We start from the raw sequence: 21,561 nt of genomic DNA, 5'->3' as shown, positions 1-21,561 counted from the left end.
CATGATTACACACAATATTTTAGCTTACATGTGTACTCTGAAATTATTGTCAGTTAGGCTAGCAGTGATGATTTTTCCGCCAGCACAACGAGTTGATGGCGGAGTAGCAAGAACCGGAAAAAGGGTTGATATGGTGAAGCAAAAAGTACTGACGGGCGGGTATTCAGTGGCGGAAGAGATTGCGAATAGCATCAGCCACGGCATCGGCTGCCTGTTGGGTGTTATTGGTCTGGTGCTGATGCTGGATCAGGCGGTTGATAACCGGGCTGGTGCGCTGGCGATCATCAGCTACAGCCTGTATGGCGGCAGTATCATTCTGCTGTTTTTGGCCTCCACCCTGTATCATTCGATACCGGGTGAACGGGCGAAATTCTGGCTCAAAAAACTCGACCACTCGGCTATTTATCTGCTGATTGCTGGCACCTACACGCCATTTCTACTGGTGGGATTGAAGTCGCCGCTGGCACACTGGCTGATGGTTGTCATCTGGGGGCTGGCGCTGACAGGCGTGTTGTTTAAGCTGGTATTTGCCCACCGTTTTGAAGCACTGTCGCTGGTCACCTACATGTTGATGGGCTGGCTGTCGGTGATTGTGCTGTATCAGATGGTAATGACCCTGCCCGCGGGCAGCGTGTGGTTACTGGCCGCAGGTGGGATCATCTACTCACTTGGGGTGATTTTCTATGTGGCGAAGCGCATTCCCTACAACCATGCCATCTGGCATGGCTTCGTTCTCGGTGGATCGTTGTGTCACTTTCTGGCCATCTACCTGTATGTGGTGTAACCCCGTGCTGATTAACCGGCGGTGATCTCATAGGGCAGCGGCTGGATCGCCAGTTCGCCGCCCTCATCCCCCTGCACACGCAGGACGGTATCCGCGTCCAGATCGTTGTTCATCACGGCCTGAACCCAGACGTCACCGTTGTCGAGCTGGCATGCGGCCAGAATAGTGCCGGTACGGCGCCAGTTCTCACCCATCTTCATTTCCAGCGCAGCGTTTGCCGCAGGCACGATGCCCGCCTTGCCCGCCAGCCAGTAGAGCGCACGCTTATTGGCCCCACGAAATTTTGCGCGGGCGACCATTTCCTGCCCGGTATAGCAGCCTTTCTTAAAGCTGATAGCATCCAGTGCCTGCAGGTTAGTGGCCTGTGGGATCAGCTGTGCGCTGGTCTCAGCATCAATCACTGGGAAACCGGCTTCAATTTCCAGCGCCAGCCACTGTGAGCTGTCGTTGAGCTGTGCTGATTCAGCCAGTTTTTCACGCACCTCTTCAGCTTTAGCCTGGGAGGTGACCAGCAGAAAGCGCTCAGCTGGCAGATCAAACCATAACAGCGTGCTCTCCCCATCCTGAACCACCGGAGACTCTGCATCAGGCAGCACGTTGAACAGATCCGTTAGCGCGGCACGAGCCTGAAAACCGGCAACACCGAGCAGCACCGATTCGTCGTCGGCCACCAGCGTAACTTTGGCAAAGACGGCATATTTCTTCAATTCTGTCAGCTGGTTATCGCGCAAGCTGCGGCGCTCAATAAAGGCAAGACCTTCACCACGATGAAACAGGCGGAGGTTGCTCCACATCTTTCCTTTAGCATCACAGTGTGCAGCAGGGCGATGTTGTTCGGCACCCAGCGCGGCCACATCCAGAGTCACTTGCCCCTGCAAATAGCTGATGCGATCGGCACCTGTTGCATTCACCAGCGCCCACTCTTCCAGTGAGATCAGTGTTAACGGCAAACGGGCCGATGCGGCGGGTTGACGCGGCGGGAAAGAAATCGTCGGCATAATTCAGTCCTAAAGTAAGCAGGGGATGAAAATCTGTTTCTCATGTTAAAAGAGCAGCACGGCTTTGCAACCTGTTTCCGGAAAATGCGGCACAAAACGCGTGATAACCCTGTAACTGATGTCACTGTTTTGCGGGCTGACGCGCAGGGTGAAAATTGCTGAATCAACAGTAGCGCAAAAAAGCGTTACACTGTGCACCCTGTTTGGTTAACCGACGCAGAGTGACATGGATATTTCAAATAAATCACGTATTCACTGGGCATGCCGTCGTGGCATGCGCGAACTCGATATCTCCATCATGCCGTTTTTCCAGTATGAGTTTGATTCACTGACCGATGAAGACAAACAGCTCTTCGTACGTCTGCTGGAGAGTGATGACCCCGATTTGTTTAACTGGCTGATGAATCACGGTGAACCCGCTGATGCTGAGCTGCAACGGATGGTGGCATTAATTCAGGACAGAAACCGAGCACGTGGTCCGGTGGCGATGTAATCTGCGGGCCTCCCGGCGCGCACAAACGTTATCGCTGGTTCTGCATGGCACGTTGATCCTGGCGCTGCTGCTGGCACCCTGGCCGGACAGTGCCTCATTGCCACGCATCCTGTTACTGCTGCTGGTGCTTTTGGAATGCCAGCGCAGTCGACATCGTATCCGGCATTGTCGGGGGGAGATCACCCTGTACAAGGGGCGTGTGATAGGCTGGGCGCAGTGCCAGTGGCGCATGACCTCCCGCCCGTGGCTGACGCAACAGGCGATTCGGCTGACATTACAGAACAAAGCAGGTTGCCGCGAACGGTTATGGCTATTTGCCGATGGCATGGGCAGCAGCGAATGGCGGCTTCTGCGCCAACACCTGCTGAATGAAAAGGAACCGCGGGATGAGTAGCCCCACCATCTGGCTGGTAGAAGATGAGGCCGCGATTGCGGATACATTGTTATATATGCTGCAACTGGAAGGGTTCGACACCCGCTGGTTCCCGCGCGGTATGCCGTTGCTGGAAGCCTTGACGCAGCAGGTCCCTGATCTGGTGATCCTTGACGTTGGCCTGCCCGATATCAATGGTTTTGAACTGTGCCGCCGATTGCTGGCACTGCAACCTGACCTGCCGGTATTGTTTCTTACTGCCCGCAGCGAAGAAGTTGACCGCCTGCTGGGGCTGGAAATTGGCGCGGACGATTATGTTGCCAAGCCATTCTCCCCACGTGAAGTCTGCGCGCGGGTGCGCACACTGCTGCGTCGACTGCAAAAACAGCAGCGCATTGCTCAGTCTCCGCGTTATAACGTTGGCCAGTTCACTCTCGATGAATCTGCCGCACGTGTGCAGTGGTGCAATCAGTCTCTGATACTGACGCGCTATGAATACCTGTTGTTGAAAACCTTGCTGCTCTCGCCAGGCAGGGTGTTCTCACGCCAGCAGTTGATGAATCTGGTCTGGAAAGAGGCGGAAGAGAGCCTTGATCGTACCGTTGACACCCATATCAAAACCCTGCGTGCCAAACTGCGCGACATCAACCCGCATGAGCAGGTGCTGATGACCCATCGTGGCCTGGGTTACAGTCTGGTGACGGGCTGATGCGCATCGGAATGCGTCTGCTGCTCGGCTATTTTCTGATTGTTGCCGTCGCCGCGTGGTTTGTTCTGAGCATTTTCCTCAAGGAGATCAAACCTGGGGTACGGCGTGCCACCGAAGGTACATTGGTCGATACCGCGACATTGTTGGCGCAGTTCGCCCGTGCAGATATCCTCAGCGGTCAGCCGCAGCAGGGGCAGCTGGCGCAGGCTTTCTCGCAACTGCGGGGGTACCCGGTCCATGCCAATATCAGCGGCATCGCCAAACGGCGCAATGAATATCGTGTTTACCTCACCGATGCGAAAGGGATTGTGCTGTTTGACTCTTCCGGGGTGGCGACAGGGCAGGATTACTCACGCTGGAATGATGTTCTGCTGACGCTGCGTGGTGAGTACGGTGCACGCAGTACTCGCAGCAATCCTGACGATGATGCCAGCTCGGTGATGTATGTGGCGGCCCCAGTGCGTGATGGTGCGAATCTGCTGGGGGTGCTCAGCGTGGGGAAAGCCAACAGTACGATGGTGCCGGTGATCCGCCGCAGTGAACACCGTATTCTCTGGGCGGGTGCAGCCCTGCTGGGTATTGCTTTGCTGATCGGTCTGGGGTTTGTCCTGTGGATTAACCGCTCTGTTGGTCGCCTGGTGCGTTATGCCGACTCGGTAACAGAAGGCGATGTGCAACCACTGCCAGCCATGAACAGCACTGAGTTACGCAAACTGGCGCAGGCGCTGGAGAGTATGCGTCTGCGGCTGGAAGGGAAGCGCTACATTGAGCATTATGCCCATGCGCTAACCCACGAACTGAAAAGCCCGCTGGCGGCGATCCGCGGCGCGGCGGAAATCCTGCGTGAATGCCCCCCGGCTGAGGTGGTTCAGCGTTTCTCTGCGAATATTCTTCAACAAAATATTCGTATGCAACGATTGATCGACAATTTGCTTCGCCAGGCAACGCTGGAAAACCGCCCTGAAATTCAGCGCCAGTCGGTCAGTCTGCTGCCTCTGATTGCCTCACTGTGTGACAGCCGGGCGGTGCAGGCTCAGGGTAAATATCTGGCCTTCGACGATGCAGCCATTGACGGGCTGTCTATGCGGGCCGATGCGCTATTACTGGAGCAGGCGCTGGGAAATCTGCTGGATAATGCACTCGACTTTACGCCTCTGGAGGGCGAAGTGAGGATTCAGGTCAGCCAGTCAACCGATGAGGTGATATTCCACGTACTGGATAGCGGTAGCGGTATTCCGGACTATGCGATGCCCCATATTTTTGACCGTTTTTATTCACTGCCGCGCAGTAACGGCGAGAAGAGCAGTGGGTTGGGGCTGGCGTTTGTGCAGGAGGTGGCCCGTTTGCATCAGGGCAACATTACCCTGACGTCACGCCCGGAAGGTGGTGTCTGTGCTCAGCTCACTGTTAAAAAATAACGGCCCACTTCACCGTCCCTTCACATAACTTCATTTTCTCCCCATTCAGGCGGGCTATCTTCTGCGTTATCGACACAGGAGAGTCCAACATGATGAAAACCCCTTTATTCTGGAAAATGCTAACGCTGATCGGCTGCCTGCTTCTGCTGCTGGTTCCGTTAAGTCTGCTCAGTTCGTTGATTACCGAGCGCAGCGTATGGCGCGATAGTGTGGCCGATAAGCTCAGCCAGAGCACCAGTGGTCCGCAGCGTCTCTTCGGGCCGTTGATCGCCATCCCGTGGAGCGAAATCGTTACGGAAACCCGCGATGGTAAAGAAGTCACCGTTCAGCAGAATCATCTGCGTTATTACCTGCCTAAAAGCCTGCAGGTGGCGGGTGACCAGCAGGTAGAACAGCGTAAGGTGGGTATTTATCAGGGGCAGGTCTGGCGTACAGGCGTCTCCATTAATGCCACTTTCGACAGCGAGCAGCTGGCCGATATTAAAAAGCCGGGTATTACCCTCGGTAACCCCTGGCTGGTGATGGGCGTGGGTGACTCACGTGGGATCAGCAGCGTGACTCCGCTGAATATTGGCGGTCAGCAGCTGGATTTCCAGCCGGGCAGCGACCTTCCCGGCAGCAGTGAAGGCCTGCATGTGGCGCTTCCGGACAGCGTGTTAGAGGAGAAAAACCTGGCGCTGAACTTCACGCTTAAACTACAGGGAACACAGCAGCTTGAAGTGGTGCCATTAGGTAAAAACAGCACCTTCGATCTGAAGAGTAACTGGCCGCATCCGGGTTTTACCGGCAGTTTCCTGCCTGAACAACATCAGATTACGCCAGAAGGCTTCACCGCACGCTGGCAGAGCAGTTGGTTTGCTAACAATCTCAATTCGCTGGTGCGTGATGACTTTACCGTGAGCAGCGATAAGCTCCCGGCCTTCAGTTCGATGGTCGTTAACCCGGTGGATCAATACCAGCAAACGGAACGTGCGGTAAAGTACGCCATTCTGCTGATTGGCCTGACCTATATGGCTTTCTTCCTGTTTGAAACGCTGACCGCGTTACGGGTGCACCCGATGCAATATCTGCTGGTGGGGTTGTCGCTGGTGATGTTCTTCCTGGTACTGCTGGCGTTGTCTGAACATATCGGTTTTAACCTTGCCTGGCTGACGGCCAGCCTGACCTGTGCGGCGATCAACGGTTTCTATTTGCAGGCGGTACTACGCGGATGGCGGCGCAGTCTGATGTTTGTCGGTGGTTTGCTGGTGCTGGATGCGGTGCTGTGGCAGTTACTGCAATCGGAGGACAGTGCGCTGTTGCTGGGGACGGGGGTACTGATGGCAGCACTGGCAGCTGTGATGGTGCTGACGAGAAATATCGACTGGTATCGTCTGTCGGCGACTGCAATGCCGGAGTTGAGCACGGAAAGGGCGCAGGAGGAAGAAGGCCGTTTCGGTTTGTGGAAATAAGCCTCTGTAGGGCATAGGGCGGAGCGAAACAGAAACTCCGCCCCGACAGTCGGGGCCGATCATTTTTCCGATCGGCCCTTTGGTTTTTTGCGACAGAATTACAGCAGTTCTGCCATCTCAGTCAGGATCTGTTCACACCATTGCGCAATACGTTCGTCGGTTTGCTCAAACTGGTTGATGTCATCCAGCGCCAGGCCGACAAACTGTTTGCCGTCGGCAGTCAGTGGTTTTTTGCTGGTAAATTCATAGCCTTCCAGCGGCCAGTAACCGACAAACTGTACCCCGGACGGGGCCAGCACTTCATGCAGCATCCCTAACGCATCGAGGAACCATTCGCTGTATTCCCCCTGGTCACCCATGCCATAGAGCGCCACCACTTTTCCCTGTAAATTGAGTTGTGGCAGATCGGTCCAGATGGCTTCCCAGTCTTCCTGCAATTCGCCAAAATCCCAGGTTGGAATACCGAGGATCAGCAAATCATACTGCTCCATCAGCGTGGGAGAGTCATCTTTCAGGTTATGCAGCGTCACCAGATCGTCACCGATAAAGTCACGAATCTTCTCTGCCGCCATCTCGGTGTAACAGGTGCTGGATCCATAAAACAGACCAATATTCATGGTAGTGAAACTCATTTTTCGTGAAGTCTGGCGCGATTATATCAGAATCGGGCAGGAATAAGGCATAATGGGGCGGCTTTGTACGGCAGTGTGATGTCGCATGATTATGATTTTTAAGCGTAAAGTGATTTTATATAACGCACCCCGCGTCATGAGAATCGCAGATTAGAGAGGTTGAAGTGCAGGATAACGATCTGATTGAGCAATTTCTTGATGCGCTGTGGATCGAGCGTAATCTGGCGCAAAATACCGTTGCTTCTTACCGTCTTGACCTGCGATCGCTCTGTGGCTGGTTGCAGCACCAGCAACTTTCTCTGCTGACGGTGGATGCGATCAACTTACAGGGGTTTCTGGCTGAACGGCTGGAAGGGGGATACAAAGCGACCAGCTCTGCGCGCTTGCTCAGTGCCATGCGCCGCCTGTTCCAGTATCTCTACCGCGAAAAGCTGCGTGAGGACGATCCCAGTGCCTTACTCTCGTCGCCAAAACTGCCGCAGCGCCTGCCCAAGGATCTCTCTGAGGCACAGGTGGAAAGGTTATTGCAGGCGCCCTGTCTGGACCAGCCGATTGAGCTGCGCGATAAGGCGATGCTGGAACTCCTTTATGCCACCGGATTACGTGTGACAGAGCTGGTCGGGCTGACCCTCAGCGATATCAGCCTGCGCCAGGGCGTGGTGCGCGTGATTGGTAAAGGGAACAAAGAGCGTTTGGTGCCGATGGGCGAAGAGGCGGTCCACTGGATCGAACAGTTTATCGAATACGGCCGCCCGTGGTTGCTCAATGGTCAGTCGCTCGATGTGCTATTTCCCAGTAACCGCGCGCAACAAATGACCCGGCAAACTTTCTGGCATCGCATCAAACATTACGCCACACTAGCAGGTATCGACAGCGCAAAACTGTCACCGCACGTGCTGCGTCATGCTTTTGCCACCCATTTGCTGAACCACGGCGCGGATTTACGTGTCGTACAGATGTTGTTGGGTCATAGCGATTTATCAACCACCCAGATTTACACGCACGTAGCGACAGAACGGCTGCGCCAGCTCCACCAGCAGCATCATCCGCGTGCCTGATCGACAAAAACATACAGCCCGCTTAGTCAGGCTATAAGGACATAAAAATGAAGAAACATTTCCTGTTACTTTCGGGACTCATCGCGCTGGCCAGCGGACTGGCCCATGCTGATGATGCAGCGATTAAACAGTCTCTGAGTAAGCTGGGCTTACAGCAGACCGAGATTCAGCCTTCGCCTCTGCCAGGGTTTAAAACCGTGCTGAGCGAAAGCGGTGTGCTGTACGTCACCGACGATGGCAAACATTTCGTACAGGGTCCTCTTTATGATGTCAGCGGCGGTCAGCCGGTCAACGTCACCAATCAACTGCTGGAAAAGAAAGTTGAAGCGTTGAGCAAAGAGATGATCGTGTATAAAGCGCCAAAACAGCAGTATGTGGTGACGGTGTTTACCGACATCACCTGCGGCTATTGTCGCAAGCTACATCAGGAAATGGCTGACTATAATGCGCTGGGGATTACCGTGCGTTATCTGGCTTTCCCGCGTGAAGGGATGAACGGCAATGTGGCGAAAGAGATGAAATCTATCTGGTCTGCTGCTGAACCGCGCAAAGCCTTTGATGCCGCAATGAAAGGTGAAGCTGTATCACCGATTGACGGCAAAATCGATATCGGCCAGCAGTACAAATTGGGCATTCTTTACGGTATCCAGGGCACCCCGGCTATTCTGCTTGAGAATGGCAGCATGATCCCTGGCTATCAGAATCCACAGGACCTGAAGAAATTCCTCGACAGCCAGAAAAACGGCGGCTGATATTCGTGAACAGCACAACTGAACTCCGTCGTCGCGAGGCGACGGACACGGCCGCCTTACCTGCCGATCTTCACCCATTGTTACGTCGCCTGTATGCCCGCCGGGGCATCCGCCAGGCCAGTGAACTGGAACGCGGCGCGAAATATTTGCATCCTTTCCAGTCACTCAGCGGCATTCAGGCGGCGGTGGACATCCTGCAACGGGCACTGGCCGATAACCTCTGCATCATGATTGTCGGCGATTTCGATGCCGATGGTGCCACCAGCACGGCGCTAACGGTACTGGCGCTACGCAGCATGGGCGGGCAGAACATCAAATATCTGGTGCCTAACCGTTTTGATGATGGCTACGGCCTTAGCCCGGAAGTCGTTGAACAGGCGGCTGCACGCGGTGCACAGCTGATCGTCACCGTAGATAACGGCATCTCTTCCCATGCGGGCGTGGCGCTGGCCCATGAAAAAGGCATTCCGGTGGTGGTCACCGATCACCATTTGCCGGGCGATACGCTGCCGGCTGCCGATGCCATTGTTAACCCTAATCTTAACGACTGCGAGTTTCCGTCCAAATCACTGGCGGGTGTGGGCGTGGCATTTTATCTGATGTTGGCACTGCGTGCACAGTTGCGCGACAGCGGCGTGACCACGCTGCCGAATCTGGCAGAACTGCTGGATCTGGTCGCGCTCGGCACCGTGGCCGATGTGGTGCCGCTGGATGCCAACAATCGCATCCTGGTCTGGCAGGGGCTGAGCCGCATTCGTGCGGGCAAATGTCGTCCCGGCATCCGGGCATTACTGGAGATTGCCAACCGTGATGCGCGCCAGCTGGCCGCCAGTGATTTAGGTTTCGCCCTTGGCCCGCGTCTCAATGCCGCCGGGCGGCTGGATGATATGTCGGTCGGGGTGGCGCTATTGCTCAGTGAAGACCTGGGCCAGGCGCGTATGCTGGCCAGTGAGCTGGATGCATTGAATCAGACGCGCAAAGAGATAGAGCAGGGCATGCAGTCAGAAGCGCTGGCGCTTTGCGATCGTCTGGAAAGCAGCAGTGACGCTTTGCCACTCGGTATTGCGATGTATCATCCAGAGTGGCATCAGGGCGTGGTCGGTATTCTGGCTTCGCGGTTGAAAGAGCGCTTCCATCGTCCGGTGATCGCCTTTGCGCCCGCAGGCGACGGCACGCTGAAAGGCTCAGGGCGCTCGATTGCCGGGCTGCATATGCGTGATGCGCTGGAGCGGCTGGATACCCTTAATCCAGGACTGATCATCAAATTTGGTGGACATGCGATGGCGGCAGGGTTGTCACTGGAAGAGGCGAACTTTGAACGTTTCCGTCAGTGTTTTGCCGATCTGGTGGGCGACTGGCTGGAGGCGGAATCCCTTCAGGGCGTGGTCTGGTCCGACGGCGAACTGATGGCGCAGGAGCTGACGCTGCCCACCGCGGAACTGCTGCGCGAAGCAGGCCCCTGGGGCCAGGCGTTCCCGGAACCGACGTTTGATGGCAAATTTAAGCTGTTACAGCAGAAGCTGGTGGGTGAGCGTCATCTGAAAGTGATGATTGAGCCATTGGGCGGTGGCCCTTTGCTTGACGGTATCGCGTTTAACATTGATACGGCTCTGTGGCCCGATCCCAGCGTGAAGCAGGTTGAGCTGGCTTACAAGCTGGACATTAACGAGTTTCGCGGCAACCGTAATGTGCAGCTGATCATCGACCATCTCTGGGCGCTGTAATTCACCTCATCCATTGTGCTGGCGGGCTGACCGACACAGAAGGTCAGCCCCGTGCTGATGATTTGCACGGGGCGATCATGACGCTCCTGGTCCGTCGCCCCTTTATCACATCATCCCGGCCGGCGGCTTAACGCCAGTTTTGCAGCAAACAATAAAAACACCGCGCCCGTGGTGCGGTCGAGCCACTTCACCACCCCTTCCTGTTTTAATATCCCTGACAGTTTGCGCGTGCTGCCAATCAGCAGCGCCGACCACAGCGTGCCCAGCACCACATGGATTAGCACCAGTCCAAAGGTCCAGAGCACCGGCGAATGCCCGGTCGGAATAAACTGTGGCAGAAAGGAGACGTAAAAAATCCCGACTTTAGGATTGAGCAGATTGCCGAAAAAACCGCGTAGAAACGCGTTCTGGCTACCACTGCTCAGGGTAACGTCGCCCATTTGCTGGCGAGGTTTCAGCAACATTTGCACGCCAAGCCAGGCGAGGTAACCTGCTCCACACCACTTCAGCAGGTTATAAGCCAGCTCAGACACGGCAATCAGTGCACCGAGGCCAAACGCCACGGCAGCGGCCCACGCCAGACAGCCGGCATTAATGCCCAGTTGAGCCTGAATGGCCTTCCGGGTTCCCTCTACCGTGGCGGTGCGTAAAATCAACGCGGTATCCAGCCCCGGCGTCAACGTCAGCAGTGCGGCGGCAAAGGTGAATGCCATCAGGGCATCGGTAACGGACATGGCGATTCTCCATTGTGTTCAGTGCTACAAACTGTGCGCTATTTCGGTTAAACTGCGTGGTTACTATTACGTCCATTTCGATCACCTAAAAAGATTAAAACCATGTTTGAAATTAATCCGGTAAAGAACCGTATTCAGGATCTCACAGAGCGCAGCAGCGTTCTTCGGGGGTATCTTTGACTATGATGCCAAGAAAGAACGCCTTCAGGAAGTAAACGCTGAACTGGAACAGCCTGATGTCTGGAACGAACCTGAACGCGCCCAGGCGCTGGGTAAAGAACGCTCCGCATTAGAAGCCGTTGTGGAAACACTGGATCTGATGGAGCAGGGGCTGGAAGATGTTTCAGGCCTGCTCGAGCTGGCCGTTGAGGCCGACGATGAAGACACCTTCAATGAAGCGATTGCTGAACTGGATGTGCTGGAAAAGAAACTCGGCGAATTAGAATTCCGTCGTATGTTCTCCGGCGAATACGACAGCGCCGACTGCTACATGGATATCCAGGCAGGCTCCGGCGGGACAGAAGCTCAGGACTGGGCCAGCATGCTGCTGCGTATGTACCTGCGCTGGGCTGAAGCGAGAGGCTTTAAAACCGAAATTATCGAAGAGTCTGACGGTGAAGTGGCCGGTACCAAATCCGCCACCATTAAAATCATCGGCGACTACGCGTTTGGCTGGTTACGCACTGAAACCGGCGTGCATCGCCTGGTGCGTAAAAGCCCGTTTGACTCCGGCGGCCGTCGTCATACCTCTTTCAGTTCGGTGTTTATCTATCCGGAAGTGGACGATAACATTGATATCGACATTAACCCGGCCGACCTGCGTATCGACGTTTACCGCGCCTCCGGTGCCGGTGGTCAGCACGTCAACAAAACGGAGTCGGCGGTGCGTATTACCCACTTACCGACCAACATTGTCGTGCAGTGCCAGAATGACCGCTCTCAGCATAAAAACAAAGATCAGGCCTTCAAACAGTTGCGCGCCAAACTGTACGAATACGAAATGCAGAAAAAAAATGCTGACAAACAGACGGCGGAAGACAACAAGTCTGACATCGGCTGGGGCAGCCAGATCCGCTCTTACGTGCTGGATGATTCCCGCATCAAGGATCTGCGTACAGGCGTGGAAACACGCAATACTCAGGCGGTTCTGGACGGCGATCTGGATCGTTTCATTGAAGCAAGTTTGAAAGCAGGTTTATAAGGAACTCACATGTCTGAACAACAACCGCAGGCCGCTGATGCCGCCATTGAACTGAATAACGAACTCAAAGCGCGTCGCGAAAAACTGGCCGCACTGCGTGAAACTGGCGTGGCATTCCCGAACGACTTCCGCCGTGACCGCACCGCAGACACCCTGCACGCCGAGTTTGGTGGTAAAGAGAACGAAGAGCTGGAAGACCTTGGCATCGAAGTCAGCGTGGCTGGCCGTATGATGACTCGCCGTATTATGGGTAAGGCATCCTTTGTGACGTTGCAGGATGTGGGTGGCCGTATTCAGCTTTACGTATCCCGCGATGACCTGGCGGAAGGCATCTATAACGAACAGTTCAAAAAGTGGGATCTCGGCGATATCCTCGGCGCACGCGGTAAGTTGTTCAGGACCAAAACCGGCGAACTGTCTATCCACTGTAGCGAACTGCGCCTGCTGACTAAAGCACTGCGCCCGCTACCGGACAAGTTCCACGGCCTGGCCGATCAGGAAACCCGTTACCGTCAGCGTTATCTTGACCTGATCTCGAACGACGACTCGCGCAACACCTTCAAAATTCGCTCCCAGATCATGGCGGGTATCCGCAGCTTTATGGTCGGCCGTGAGTTTATGGAAGTGGAAACCCCGATGATGCAGGTGATCCCTGGCGGTGCGTCTGCCCGTCCGTTTATCACGCATCACAATGCGCTGGACATCGATATGTACCTGCGTATCGCACCCGAGCTGTATCTGAAGCGTCTGGTGGTGGGTGGTTTCGACCGCGTGTTTGAAATCAACCGTAACTTCCGTAACGAAGGTATTTCGCCACGTCATAACCCAGAGTTCACCATGATGGAACTCTATATGGCGTATGCGGATTACAAAGATCTGATCGAACTGACCGAAAGCCTGTTCCGTACGCTGGCACAGGATGTTCTGGGTTCTACCGTGGTGCCTTACGGCGATCAGGAGTTCGACTTCGGTAAGCCATTCGAGAAGCTGACGATGAAAGAAGCGATTCTGAAATACCGTCCGCAGACCGACCTGGCCGATCTCGACGACTTTGATAAATCGGTAGCGATTGCTCAGTCTCTGGGTATCAAAGTAGAGAAGAGCTGGGGTCTGGGCCGTCTGGTCACTGAGATCTTCGAAGAAACTGCAGAAGCGCATCTGATCCAGCCAACGTTCATCATGGAATACCCGGCCGAAGTGTCACCGCTGGCGCGCCGTAATGACCAGAACCCGGAAATTACTGACCGCTTCGAATTCTTTATCGGCGGCCGCGAAATCGGTAACGGTTTCTCAGAGCTGAACGATGCGGAAGATCAGGCAGAACGTTTCCTGCAACAGGTTAACGCGAAAGATGCCGGTGATGACGAAGCGATGTTCTATGACGAAGACTATGTCACCGCGCTGGAACACGGCCTGCCGCCAACGGCGGGTCTGGGGATTGGTATTGACCGTATGGTGATGCTGTTTACCAACAGCCACACCATCCGTGACGTGATCCTGTTCCCGGCACTGCGCCCAAGCAACAAGTAAACGCACGCTTGTAACATCAACGGTCAGCCTTAGCGCTGGCCGTTTTTTTTGCCTCCGCGGGAAAAATAGCAAATAGTAAGGACTTTCAAACTGCAATCGTAAAGAGGGCTGCCATGACCCGACCTGATTTTATCCGCCACTGGCGTGAGCTTGAGGGCGAAGATAACGAACACTACCCCGACAGCGAGGAGCTGATGTCCATAGGTGCGCCGCTGGGAAGGGCGCTCGGTCTGACGCGCCTCGGGATACATCATGAACGTCTGTTGCCTGGCCGTCGTATGTCCTACCCGCATGCTGAAAGTGCAGAAGAAGAGTTTGCTTATGTGCTGGAAGGGGAGCCGGAGGTATGGATCAATGGCGAGTTACATCGCTTAACACCCGGTGATGCGGTAGCGTTCCCGGCAGGCACCGGGATTTGCCATACCTTTATCAATAACAGCGATCGCGAAGCGCACTTTATTATCGTTGGTGAGGCGAATAAGAAAGAGAACCGCATCTGGTATCCGACAAATCCAGCCTACCTCGCTACGCGAGAGGATCGCTGGGACGATCCACCAGAGCAGGATTTTGGCCCCCATGATGGGATGCCGGACTCATTGAAAAAAGGAACATCCTGAAAATGCCGGGATGGATGGGAGATATGCGCAGGCGGCAGGAGGAACGCCCGCGGCGGTGAAACTCAGGATTTCACTGCGTCGTTCAGCCAGTCTTTAAAGCGGGCATACGGCACATACAGCGAGACGTCTTTATACAGCGTCTTACCCGTTTTCATATCGTTAATGCGTTTGCTGTAGCCGACAATCACCCCGCCAATCGAATCATCAGACGCGTTATACACAGCGCCACCTGACATGCCCTGTACCACGCCTGCATCGGACGCCACCACGACGCAACTGACTTTATTCCAGGTGTTTTTTAGCCCGGTATTGATCAGATTGGTGCCCGTCGATGCGACCGGCATCGCCGAAATAAAGCTGTAACCGTAGAGATTAATCTTGTCACCGATCAGGCCGTTACGGAAATGCGGTGCCGGGACATTATCATTTTTATGATAGACCACGGCCAGGTCGCACTCAGGATGATATGACTTCACCCGGTACATGGAGAATTTTGCCACATGGGCCGCGGTCAGACTGTAATCGGCCGTCAGCGGGATGGTGGTACCCAGCGTACCTAAGCCCAGCACGGTTGGAATACCCGTAACAGTCATATCCACCCGGTCGTGCGCGTCACTGCTGTACTGATACTTTCCGACGGAACACCCGACCAGAATCAGGGCTGGCAGGCAAATGACGAGTCGCATCGGGTCTCCTTGGTAATGGTTGATACAGCAATGGCAGGGTTTTTAACCTCATTTACTGGCATATCGGCCATCTGTCGCAGAACTTTAATGTATCAATGCTCCATCAAATCTGTCACAAGGCGAAGAGGTGCCAGCAGCGTTGAAGCAAAATTTCCAAAACTCAGATGAATCGTAGAATTGAATGATTAGGAAGGTTTATGTAATAGCCCGTTAATGCAAAGTATAGCGAAGAAAAGCGACAAAATGAGCGTGCGATCGCGTTTTTTCTTTTCAAATGGGGTGTTTCCTGGGGATTCTTGCCTGTCAGGCAACAGACCCTTGCTGATAGCGGGCTGTAAGGCGTTCATTAGCTGTGCTTTAATGCGTTGCTGTGACGCAGATCAAATTTATCTTCTATACCAATTATCTTGGGAGTGTGTGACATGCCTGTTTCATTACTGGCGCTGGCGTTGAGTGCCTTTGCTATCGGCACCACCGAATTTGTCATTATGGGGCTGTTGCCGGAAGTAGCGAATGACCTGCGGGTGTCGATTCCATCGGCAGGCTGGCTGATCAGCGGTTACGCGCTGGGGGTGGCGATTGGCGCTCCGATTATGGCATTGCTGACGGCCAGGCTACCGCGCAAACGGACGCTGATCCTGCTGATGGCGATTTTTATCGTCGGGAATATTCTCTGTGCGCTGGCTTACACCTATAACCTGCTGATGCTGGCGCGCGTCGTGACCGCGCTGTGTCACGGTGCCTTCTTCGGTATCGGTGCCGTAGTCGCAGCCAGCCTGGTCGCACCGGGTAAACAGGCTTCTGCCGTTGCGCTGATGTTTACCGGCTTAACGCTGGCCAACGTGCTGGGTGTGCCGCTGGGCACCTGGTTTGGTCAGATGTTTGGCTGGCGTGCCACCTTCTGGGGCGTGGCGGTGATTGGCGTAATGGCCTTTATCGGCCTGATCGTCAGCCTGCCCACTAACCGTAATGAGAAGCCGGTACATCTGGCATCAGAAGTCAGTGCGCTGAATAACGGCAAGCTGTGGCTGTCGTTGCTGATGACAGTGTTTTTCGCCGCCGCGATGTTCGCCTTATTCAGCTATATTGCGCCGCTGTTGTTGCAGGTGACGGGCATGACGGACCGGGGCGTCAGTTGGACGCTGTTCCTGATCGGCGCGGGTCTGACAGTGGGTAATATCCTCGGTGGTAAGCTGGCCGACTGGAAAGTGTCGTTCAGCCTGATCCTCAGCTTCTCGCTGATCGCGGTGTTCTCCCTGCTGTTTAGCTGGACCAGCCATTCACTGTGGCTGGCGGAAATTACCCTGTTCCTGTGGGCGATGGCGACCTTTGCAATGGTTCCGGCGCTGCAAATCAACGTGGTCCGCCACGGTAAAGATGCACCGAACCTGGTGTCGACGCTGAATATCTCTGCCTTTAACGTCGGTAACGCGTTGGGTGCCTGGGTGGGTGGCGCAGTGATTGGCGGTGGCTACGGCCTGACGGCGGTGCCCGTCTCGGCAGCCGTACTGGCAGTGATTGGGCTGCTGGTTTGCCTCTATACCTTCCGGGGATCACGCGGCCAGCCGCAGCCTGCCAGGGCAACGCATTAAATGAGTCGTTGTTGCAGGCGCTGGCTGAACAGGCCCGCCTGCTGTTGCAAATGCTGGCTGAAGGCATCGACCAGTGCCGATGCGGGGCGGTGGCGCGGCCTAATCAGACTGACGGTAAACGGCACGGCGATGCTGAAACGCCGTATCACCACTCCGCTGTCGGCGTAATCCAGCGCCGTCAGCGGGTTCACAATCGATACCCCTACACCCGCCCTGACCATCGAACATACCGACGCCGCACTGTGTGTCTCCATCACCATGTGCCGCTGGACGCCCTGTTCGGCAAACAGCCCATCAAGTATCTGACGGTAGCTGTCCGTGCGTGACAGGCTGATATAACGCTGCCCGGCGAAATCCTGTGGTGTCAGGCAGTCGCGACTGGCCAGCGGATGCTGTGCTGGCAGCACACAGACTTCATCGCCGGTAAACAGTGCGCTGCGTTCGGTGCCTGCCGGGGTGTGGGTGGTTTCGGTCAGTCCCAGATCATAACGTTGCGCCGACAACCACTCTTCCAGCAGCGGTGACTCCTGGGGAATGATATTCAGGCTGAGGTCGGGATAGCGCGCCATAAAAGGCTGACACAGCAGCGGCAGCAGTGACTGGGAAAACACCGGCAGGCAGGCTACCGACAGCTCGCCCTGGCGAAACTGACGTAATCCTTCTGCGGCGCTGATAATGCGGTCCAGTCCGTACCAGGATCGCTGCACCTCTTCAAAAAGACGCAAGCCCTGTACCGTGGGTTGCAGGCGTCCGCGCACGCGTTCAAACAGTTGCAGACCAATCAGCTTTTCAAAACGCGCCAGCTCACGGCTGACGGTGGGCTGCGAGGTATGCAGCAGCGTTGCCGCTTCCGTCAGGTTGCCGGTAGTGACCACCGCATGAAAAATTTCAATATGACGCAAAGAAACGCCCGCCACGTTCGGCTCCCGTGAATGATCAATGCTAAAGCCATATCATGGATGAATAGAGTACGATAAAAAAGATATTTTTATCCCGTCTCAGGCTGTGGCGTAATAGAGGCATAAACTTATGGAGAATCCTTATGCCGCGCCTGCTTACTGACACCACCACCGCCCTGACTCAGGACAACCTGTTACCGCTGGCACGCCACTATGGCGGCCCATTCTGGGCTTATGATGCCAGCATCATCCAGGCCCGCATCAGCCAGCTTCAGCAGTTTGATGTGGTCCGCTTCGCGCAGAAGGCCTGTTCGAATATTCACATTCTGCGCCTGATGCGTGCCGCGGGCGTGAAGGTGGATTCTGTTTCCCTGGGGGAGATTGAACGCGCGCTGGCCGCAGGTTATCAGGCCGGTGGCGATGAAATTGTGTTTACGGCTGATTTGCTCGATGAACCCACGCTGGCACGGGTTGTCGAGCTGAAAGTGCCGGTCAACGCCGGTTCCGTCGATATGCTGCATCAGTTGGGGCAGGTGTCTGCCGGGCATCCGGTCTGGCTGCGCGTTAACCCGGGTTTTGGTCACGGCCACAGCCAGAAAACCAATACCGGCGGTGAAAACAGCAAGCACGGGATCTGGCATGGTGATATGGGCCTGGCACTGGAAGCCATCCAGCAGCATCAGCTGAAGCTGGTGGGGATCCACATGCATATCGGTTCCGGCGTGGACTACGGACACCTTGAGCAGGTGTGCGATGCGATGGTGAATCATGTGGTGAGCTTTGGCCAGGATCTGGAGGCTATTTCTGCCGGAGGCGGGCTGTCGATCCCTTATCACTTTGGTGAGGAGACGATTGATACCAATCACTATTACGGTCTTTGGGATGCCGCACGCAAGCGCGTGGCACAGCATCTGGGTCATCCGGTCAAACTGGAAATCGAACCGGGACGTTTCCTGGTGGCAGAATCCGGTGTGCTGGTCAGCCAGGTGCGGGCGGTTAAATCGATGGGCAGCCGTCACTTTGTGCTGGTGGATGCCGGGTTTAACGATCTGATGCGTCCGTCACTGTATGGCAGCTATCACCATATTTCGGCCATTGCCGGGGACGGTCGCACACTGGACGAGGAAAACACGATTGAGAGCGTGGTGGCGGGGCCGCTGTGCGAATCGGGCGATGTCTTTACCCAACTGGAAGGCGGCAAAGTCGAAACCCGTGCACTGCCAGCGGTGAAGGTGGGCGATTATCTGGTGTTCCACGATACCGGCGCTTACGGTGCCTCCATGTCGTCGAACTACAACAGCCGTCCGTTGATCCCGGAAGTGCTGTTCGAAAACGGCCAGTCGCGCCAGATCCGCCGTGCGCAAACCGTGGCCGAGCTGCTGGCGCTGGAACTGTAATCCATTCCCCCGTGCCATAGGGGCCGATCATTTTTTTCGATCGGCCTCAAATCAACCCGTTACAGACATTTTATTGGCTGCTGCTGGTGTGACAGGGCTGAGGCCGGTTTGAGCACACCGGATCGGCAAAAGACGCATCCCTGCGGGCCTCGGCACGCGCCATCCTGGCGCGGCACGTCCGGCTTACCTCAAACTGGCCCCATCCTCGTAGTAAGTGTGCTCGCTGTAGCGTTAAAACCACCACGACATCGCGATTTATTGCAGGAGCCGATCATTTTTTCCGATCGGCCCGTTGCCGCGCACGACTGTTCTGCAAACATCTCCTTCCTTAACAGCAGAATCTCTTCTGCCTGCCGCTAATCCAGCGGAGTGTGAATAAGAGTTAAGAATTAAGATCGGTCTGTATTCTGAAAAAGTGCGCAGGTGTGAGTTATTGTCACTATGCATACGAATAATGTTTATTATTTGTCCGTGTCAGGGTTTTCGTTGCGGAATGTTCCAATAATCCCCTGTGAAAAGGGGGTAAAAACTCAAAGGAAAAGTTATGGATAACTACCTGGATAGAAATCGTTTTCTCAGTTTTTACACGACTAACGCGTTAAAAGAAGCACAAGCTTTGAAAAATACGGCGCAGCAGGCCGCGTTCAATTACCTGAAAGATTCGTATATTCGAGAGAAGTTTATCCGTGAAATAGAAATATTTATCCAGTCGCAGCTAGACAGTATCAAAAATGGAAAAAGTGAAAGGGTATGCCGGGACTCCCTGGATAATCTTCGTCAGGAGAAGGCTTTTATCGACAGGCAAACATGGAGCCTGCTTGGCGGTGACGCAAAAATAGTAGCCTCGGGGAAAATTGTTAAAGAATTGGATTCCTGGGGATATATCATCAATGGAGTAGGGGTTGTGCTGGGGGGATTTCAGATAGTTGCGGGAATTACAATTTTTACCGGTTCACTTGCTCATTTAAACATTGTGGGTATGGTTGCTGGTGCCACACTTTTTCTGCATGGGATAAATGGTATTGAAGAAGGAATTGTAAATATTAAAAATGGTAGTGAAGGCCATGTTGGAAAAATAAAAGAAGGATATATAAATACAGCAAGGTTCATGGGGTTTGATGAGAAAGTCGGCGCACTAGCTTACAGTTCAATGGACTTATCACTCTCTGCGTATGGCATGGCCCGTTTTGTATTAAAACCAGATGCCAGAAGATTGTTTAATTTTCTCCCTTCAGACTATATTAGAAATGTGAAGAGAATGAGTGTGCCTTCTCTTTTAATCGAAGGCACAGGTGATGCTATTACTATAAAAACAGCACTGGAAGAATAACTTAATCAAGTTATTAATTTCCTGCCATGAATAAATATCTTCGCCCCTAACTTGGTTGGGGCGAGGATTTCAGAAACGATCATGGCAAAAACATATCCCACCAGAAATCCATAAAAACCATCCATGTTGTTTTCTTCATAAGTCGAAATCAGGAGAAGTGTCATTATTAATCTGAGAGTTGCTATCCCTAAAAAAACTCGCCTTAACTTTATCAGAACTTGCGCATAGGTTGTGCGGTTTTTTTTCACAAAATATTTTATTTTTCTAATTTCTTTAGTCGTAAATCCACTTTTCAGCAGTTTTTCTTCCATATCCATATCCATATCCATATCATTCATCCTTGCTATTCCTTTTAATATTTACCTCTCCTGTGCCTCGTAAAAGAATATCACGCAGAACGACCGCTGAGTATAAAAATAAGCCTTACGCACCGTAGGGGCCGATCATTATTTCCGATCGGCCTCAAATCAACCATTTTATTCGCTGCTGCTGGTGTGACAGGGCTGAGGCCGGTTTGAGCACACCGGATCGGCAAAAGACGCATCCCTGCGGGCCTCGGCACGCGCCGTCCTGGCGCGTGACGTCCGGCTTACTTCAAACTGGCCCCATCCTCGTAGAAAGTGTGCTCGCTGTAGCGTTAAAACCACCACGACATTCCGATTTATTGCAGGGGCCGATCATTATTTCCGATCGGCCCATTGCGCATACGATTATTCTGCAAACATCTCTTTCCTTAACAGCACAATCTCTTCCGCCAGATCGCGGCACAGCATCGCATTCATCAGATGATCCTGGGCATGAACGAGGATCAGCGTGACCGGCACTTTGCCACATCCCTCATCAGCCCCTATCAGCTGTGTCTGTATCTTGTGGGCTCCTTTTGATGCTTCCAGTGAAGCTGCCAGTGCCGCATCAGCCTGCTGCCATTCGCGCTTACGGGCGTGCTGAATGGCGCTCATGGCGTGGGATCGTGCTTCGCCTGCATTGATCAACAACTCCATCATGGTCTGCTCGAAATCCATCACTGCCTCCATTGGTATACCAAAATTGGTTTAATAATCTTATTGGAATACCAGTGATCACTTCTGAGAGTCGTATCACAGTAAATAACTCGTAATTGTTTATTTTTGGTATGCCACAACAACGGAAGTTCAACAAATACCAGTGCCGGGATGCCTGACCC

General features: G+C 54.1%; 22 protein-coding genes. 15 read left to right on the top strand and 7 right to left on the bottom strand.

Annotated elements, in window-relative coordinates:
• Positions 1-130: 130 nt before the first annotated feature.
• Positions 131-784 carry a PAQR family membrane homeostasis protein TrhA gene (gene trhA, locus WH279_RS11655; RefSeq protein ID WP_339456704.1) on the top strand — a complete coding sequence of 218 codons (654 nt, stop codon included), beginning with the start codon at positions 131-133 and terminating at the stop codon, positions 782-784.
• A gap of 11 nt (positions 785-795) precedes the next feature.
• Here trhA and ygfZ read toward each other — a convergent pair whose 3' ends face one another.
• Positions 796-1,782: a tRNA-modifying protein YgfZ gene (gene ygfZ / locus WH279_RS11650; protein ID WP_339456702.1), complete on the bottom strand. Its 987-nt coding sequence runs from the start codon at positions 1,780-1,782 to the stop codon at positions 796-798.
• Positions 1,783-2,008: 226 nt separating this feature from the next.
• On the opposite strand from ygfZ, the gene sdhE reads away from it, so the two are divergent.
• From sdhE to creD, 5 genes are all read left to right on the top strand, one after another.
• Entirely contained in the window at positions 2,009-2,275 is a 267-nt protein-coding gene (gene sdhE / locus WH279_RS11645) for an FAD assembly factor SdhE (protein ID WP_133846122.1), read from the top strand.
• The gene (locus WH279_RS11640) at positions 2,256-2,669 is read left to right on the top strand and encodes a protein YgfX (protein WP_339456700.1); all 414 of its coding nucleotides are present in this window, start codon (positions 2,256-2,258) and stop codon (positions 2,667-2,669) included. The genes sdhE and WH279_RS11640 overlap by 20 nt, the downstream gene beginning before the upstream one ends.
• Positions 2,662-3,357, top strand: coding sequence for a two-component system response regulator CreB (gene creB / locus WH279_RS11635; protein WP_200643146.1), 696 nt, complete (start codon positions 2,662-2,664; stop codon positions 3,355-3,357). Before WH279_RS11640 ends, creB begins: the two co-directional genes overlap by 8 nt.
• On the top strand, positions 3,357-4,775 hold the full coding sequence (creC, locus tag WH279_RS11630) for a two-component system sensor histidine kinase CreC (protein WP_339456698.1): 1,419 nt from the start codon (positions 3,357-3,359) through the stop codon (positions 4,773-4,775). Before creB ends, creC begins: the two co-directional genes overlap by 1 nt.
• An 89-nt stretch (positions 4,776-4,864) precedes the next feature.
• Positions 4,865-6,226 (top strand): cell envelope integrity protein CreD, encoded by a 1,362-nt coding sequence (gene creD / locus WH279_RS11625; protein WP_339456696.1) that lies wholly within the window; start codon positions 4,865-4,867, stop codon positions 6,224-6,226.
• Positions 6,227-6,324: 98 nt separating this feature from the next.
• On the opposite strand, the gene fldB is transcribed toward creD, so the two are convergent.
• Positions 6,325-6,843: a flavodoxin FldB gene (gene fldB, locus WH279_RS11620; RefSeq protein ID WP_133846139.1), complete on the bottom strand. Its 519-nt coding sequence runs from the start codon at positions 6,841-6,843 to the stop codon at positions 6,325-6,327.
• Between the two features lie 179 nt (positions 6,844-7,022).
• Between fldB and xerD the strand changes: the two genes are divergently transcribed.
• Genes xerD through recJ form a run of 3 tightly spaced genes read left to right on the top strand, consistent with a single transcriptional unit; the run spans position 7,023 to position 10,392 of the window.
• Positions 7,023-7,916, top strand: coding sequence for a site-specific tyrosine recombinase XerD (xerD, locus tag WH279_RS11615; RefSeq protein ID WP_133846117.1), 894 nt, complete (start codon positions 7,023-7,025; stop codon positions 7,914-7,916).
• Between the two features lie 47 nt (positions 7,917-7,963).
• A complete protein-coding gene (gene dsbC / locus WH279_RS11610; protein ID WP_167863301.1) occupies positions 7,964-8,668 on the top strand; it encodes a bifunctional protein-disulfide isomerase/oxidoreductase DsbC in 705 nt (234 codons plus the stop codon).
• Positions 8,669-8,673: 5 nt separating this feature from the next.
• Positions 8,674-10,392: a single-stranded-DNA-specific exonuclease RecJ gene (gene recJ, locus WH279_RS11605; RefSeq protein WP_133846115.1), complete on the top strand. Its 1,719-nt coding sequence runs from the start codon at positions 8,674-8,676 to the stop codon at positions 10,390-10,392.
• Positions 10,393-10,502: 110 nt separating this feature from the next.
• Here the strand turns inward: recJ and WH279_RS11600 are convergent, their stop codons facing one another.
• Positions 10,503-11,126 carry a LysE family translocator gene (locus WH279_RS11600; protein ID WP_133846114.1) on the bottom strand — a complete coding sequence of 208 codons (624 nt, stop codon included), beginning with the start codon at positions 11,124-11,126 and terminating at the stop codon, positions 10,503-10,505.
• Positions 11,127-11,228: 102 nt separating this feature from the next.
• Here WH279_RS11600 and prfB point away from each other — a divergent pair.
• The 3 genes from prfB to WH279_RS11585 all read left to right on the top strand — a co-directional run bounded on the left by prfB (position 11,229) and on the right by WH279_RS11585 (position 14,474).
• A protein-coding gene (prfB, locus tag WH279_RS11595; protein ID WP_133846113.1) for a peptide chain release factor 2 occupies positions 11,229-12,327 on the top strand; the annotation gives its coding sequence in 2 pieces (ribosomal slippage) (positions 11,229-11,303 and positions 11,305-12,327; 1,098 coding nt in all).
• A 9-nt stretch (positions 12,328-12,336) separates the two neighbouring features.
• Complete coding sequence (gene lysS / locus WH279_RS11590; RefSeq protein ID WP_339456686.1) at positions 12,337-13,857, top strand: lysine--tRNA ligase; 1,521 nt, start codon at positions 12,337-12,339, stop codon at positions 13,855-13,857.
• Between the two features lie 113 nt (positions 13,858-13,970).
• Entirely contained in the window at positions 13,971-14,474 is a 504-nt protein-coding gene (locus tag WH279_RS11585) for a cupin domain-containing protein (protein ID WP_200643154.1), read from the top strand.
• 62 nt (positions 14,475-14,536) lie between these two features.
• Here the strand turns inward: WH279_RS11585 and WH279_RS11580 are convergent, their stop codons facing one another.
• On the bottom strand, positions 14,537-15,160 hold the full coding sequence (locus WH279_RS11580) for a serine protease (protein ID WP_339456683.1): 624 nt from the start codon (positions 15,158-15,160) through the stop codon (positions 14,537-14,539).
• Positions 15,161-15,582: 422 nt separating this feature from the next.
• On the opposite strand from WH279_RS11580, the gene WH279_RS11575 reads away from it, so the two are divergent.
• The gene (locus WH279_RS11575) at positions 15,583-16,752 is read left to right on the top strand and encodes an MFS transporter (RefSeq protein WP_200643155.1); all 1,170 of its coding nucleotides are present in this window, start codon (positions 15,583-15,585) and stop codon (positions 16,750-16,752) included.
• Here WH279_RS11575 and WH279_RS11570 read toward each other — a convergent pair.
• A complete protein-coding gene (locus WH279_RS11570; protein ID WP_339456682.1) occupies positions 16,749-17,669 on the bottom strand; it encodes a LysR family transcriptional regulator in 921 nt (306 codons plus the stop codon). The genes WH279_RS11575 and WH279_RS11570 overlap by 4 nt on opposite strands.
• A gap of 125 nt (positions 17,670-17,794) precedes the next feature.
• Here WH279_RS11570 and lysA point away from each other — a divergent pair, with 125 nt between their 5' ends.
• Both lysA and WH279_RS11560 read left to right on the top strand, forming a co-directional pair.
• The gene (lysA, locus tag WH279_RS11565; RefSeq protein ID WP_339456680.1) at positions 17,795-19,048 is read left to right on the top strand and encodes a diaminopimelate decarboxylase; all 1,254 of its coding nucleotides are present in this window, start codon (positions 17,795-17,797) and stop codon (positions 19,046-19,048) included.
• A 544-nt stretch (positions 19,049-19,592) separates the two neighbouring features.
• A complete protein-coding gene (locus WH279_RS11560) occupies positions 19,593-20,378 on the top strand; it encodes a DUF4225 domain-containing protein (protein WP_339456678.1) in 786 nt (261 codons plus the stop codon).
• Positions 20,379-20,383: 5 nt separating this feature from the next.
• On the opposite strand, the gene WH279_RS11555 is transcribed toward WH279_RS11560, so the two are convergent.
• Both WH279_RS11555 and WH279_RS11550 read right to left on the bottom strand, forming a co-directional pair.
• Positions 20,384-20,716, bottom strand: a complete 333-nt coding sequence (locus tag WH279_RS11555; protein WP_159337902.1) for a hypothetical protein — start codon at positions 20,714-20,716, stop codon at positions 20,384-20,386.
• Positions 20,717-21,088: 372 nt separating this feature from the next.
• Positions 21,089-21,400 carry a PTS lactose/cellobiose transporter subunit IIA gene (locus tag WH279_RS11550; protein ID WP_133846104.1) on the bottom strand — a complete coding sequence of 104 codons (312 nt, stop codon included), beginning with the start codon at positions 21,398-21,400 and terminating at the stop codon, positions 21,089-21,091.
• Positions 21,401-21,561: the final 161 nt, after the last annotated feature.

The organism is Erwinia sp. MYb375, assembly GCF_037479175.1.
GTDB lineage: Bacteria > Pseudomonadota > Gammaproteobacteria > Enterobacterales > Enterobacteriaceae > Erwinia > Erwinia rhapontici.
The sequence above is the reverse complement of the archived record's forward strand: the minus strand, read 5'-3'. Positions and strand labels throughout refer to the sequence as shown.

Coding starts and splice junctions, on each gene's coding strand:
- trhA (WP_339456704.1), top strand. CDS start 131: ATGGTGAAGCAAAAAGTACTGACGGGCGGGTATTCAGTGGCGGAAGAG.
- ygfZ (WP_339456702.1), bottom strand. CDS start 1,782: ATGCCGACGATTTCTTTCCCGCCGCGTCAACCCGCCGCATCGGCCCGT.
- sdhE (WP_133846122.1), top strand. CDS start 2,009: ATGGATATTTCAAATAAATCACGTATTCACTGGGCATGCCGTCGTGGC.
- creB (WP_200643146.1), top strand. CDS start 2,662: ATGAGTAGCCCCACCATCTGGCTGGTAGAAGATGAGGCCGCGATTGCG.
- creC (WP_339456698.1), top strand. CDS start 3,357: ATGCGCATCGGAATGCGTCTGCTGCTCGGCTATTTTCTGATTGTTGCC.
- creD (WP_339456696.1), top strand. CDS start 4,865: ATGATGAAAACCCCTTTATTCTGGAAAATGCTAACGCTGATCGGCTGC.
- fldB (WP_133846139.1), bottom strand. CDS start 6,843: ATGAATATTGGTCTGTTTTATGGATCCAGCACCTGTTACACCGAGATG.
- dsbC (WP_167863301.1), top strand. CDS start 7,964: ATGAAGAAACATTTCCTGTTACTTTCGGGACTCATCGCGCTGGCCAGC.
- WH279_RS11600 (WP_133846114.1), bottom strand. CDS start 11,126: ATGTCCGTTACCGATGCCCTGATGGCATTCACCTTTGCCGCCGCACTG.
- lysS (WP_339456686.1), top strand. CDS start 12,337: ATGTCTGAACAACAACCGCAGGCCGCTGATGCCGCCATTGAACTGAAT.
- WH279_RS11585 (WP_200643154.1), top strand. CDS start 13,971: ATGACCCGACCTGATTTTATCCGCCACTGGCGTGAGCTTGAGGGCGAA.
- WH279_RS11580 (WP_339456683.1), bottom strand. CDS start 15,160: ATGCGACTCGTCATTTGCCTGCCAGCCCTGATTCTGGTCGGGTGTTCC.
- WH279_RS11575 (WP_200643155.1), top strand. CDS start 15,583: ATGCCTGTTTCATTACTGGCGCTGGCGTTGAGTGCCTTTGCTATCGGC.
- lysA (WP_339456680.1), top strand. CDS start 17,795: ATGCCGCGCCTGCTTACTGACACCACCACCGCCCTGACTCAGGACAAC.
- WH279_RS11560 (WP_339456678.1), top strand. CDS start 19,593: ATGGATAACTACCTGGATAGAAATCGTTTTCTCAGTTTTTACACGACT.
- WH279_RS11555 (WP_159337902.1), bottom strand. CDS start 20,716: ATGAATGATATGGATATGGATATGGATATGGAAGAAAAACTGCTGAAA.
- WH279_RS11550 (WP_133846104.1), bottom strand. CDS start 21,400: ATGGATTTCGAGCAGACCATGATGGAGTTGTTGATCAATGCAGGCGAA.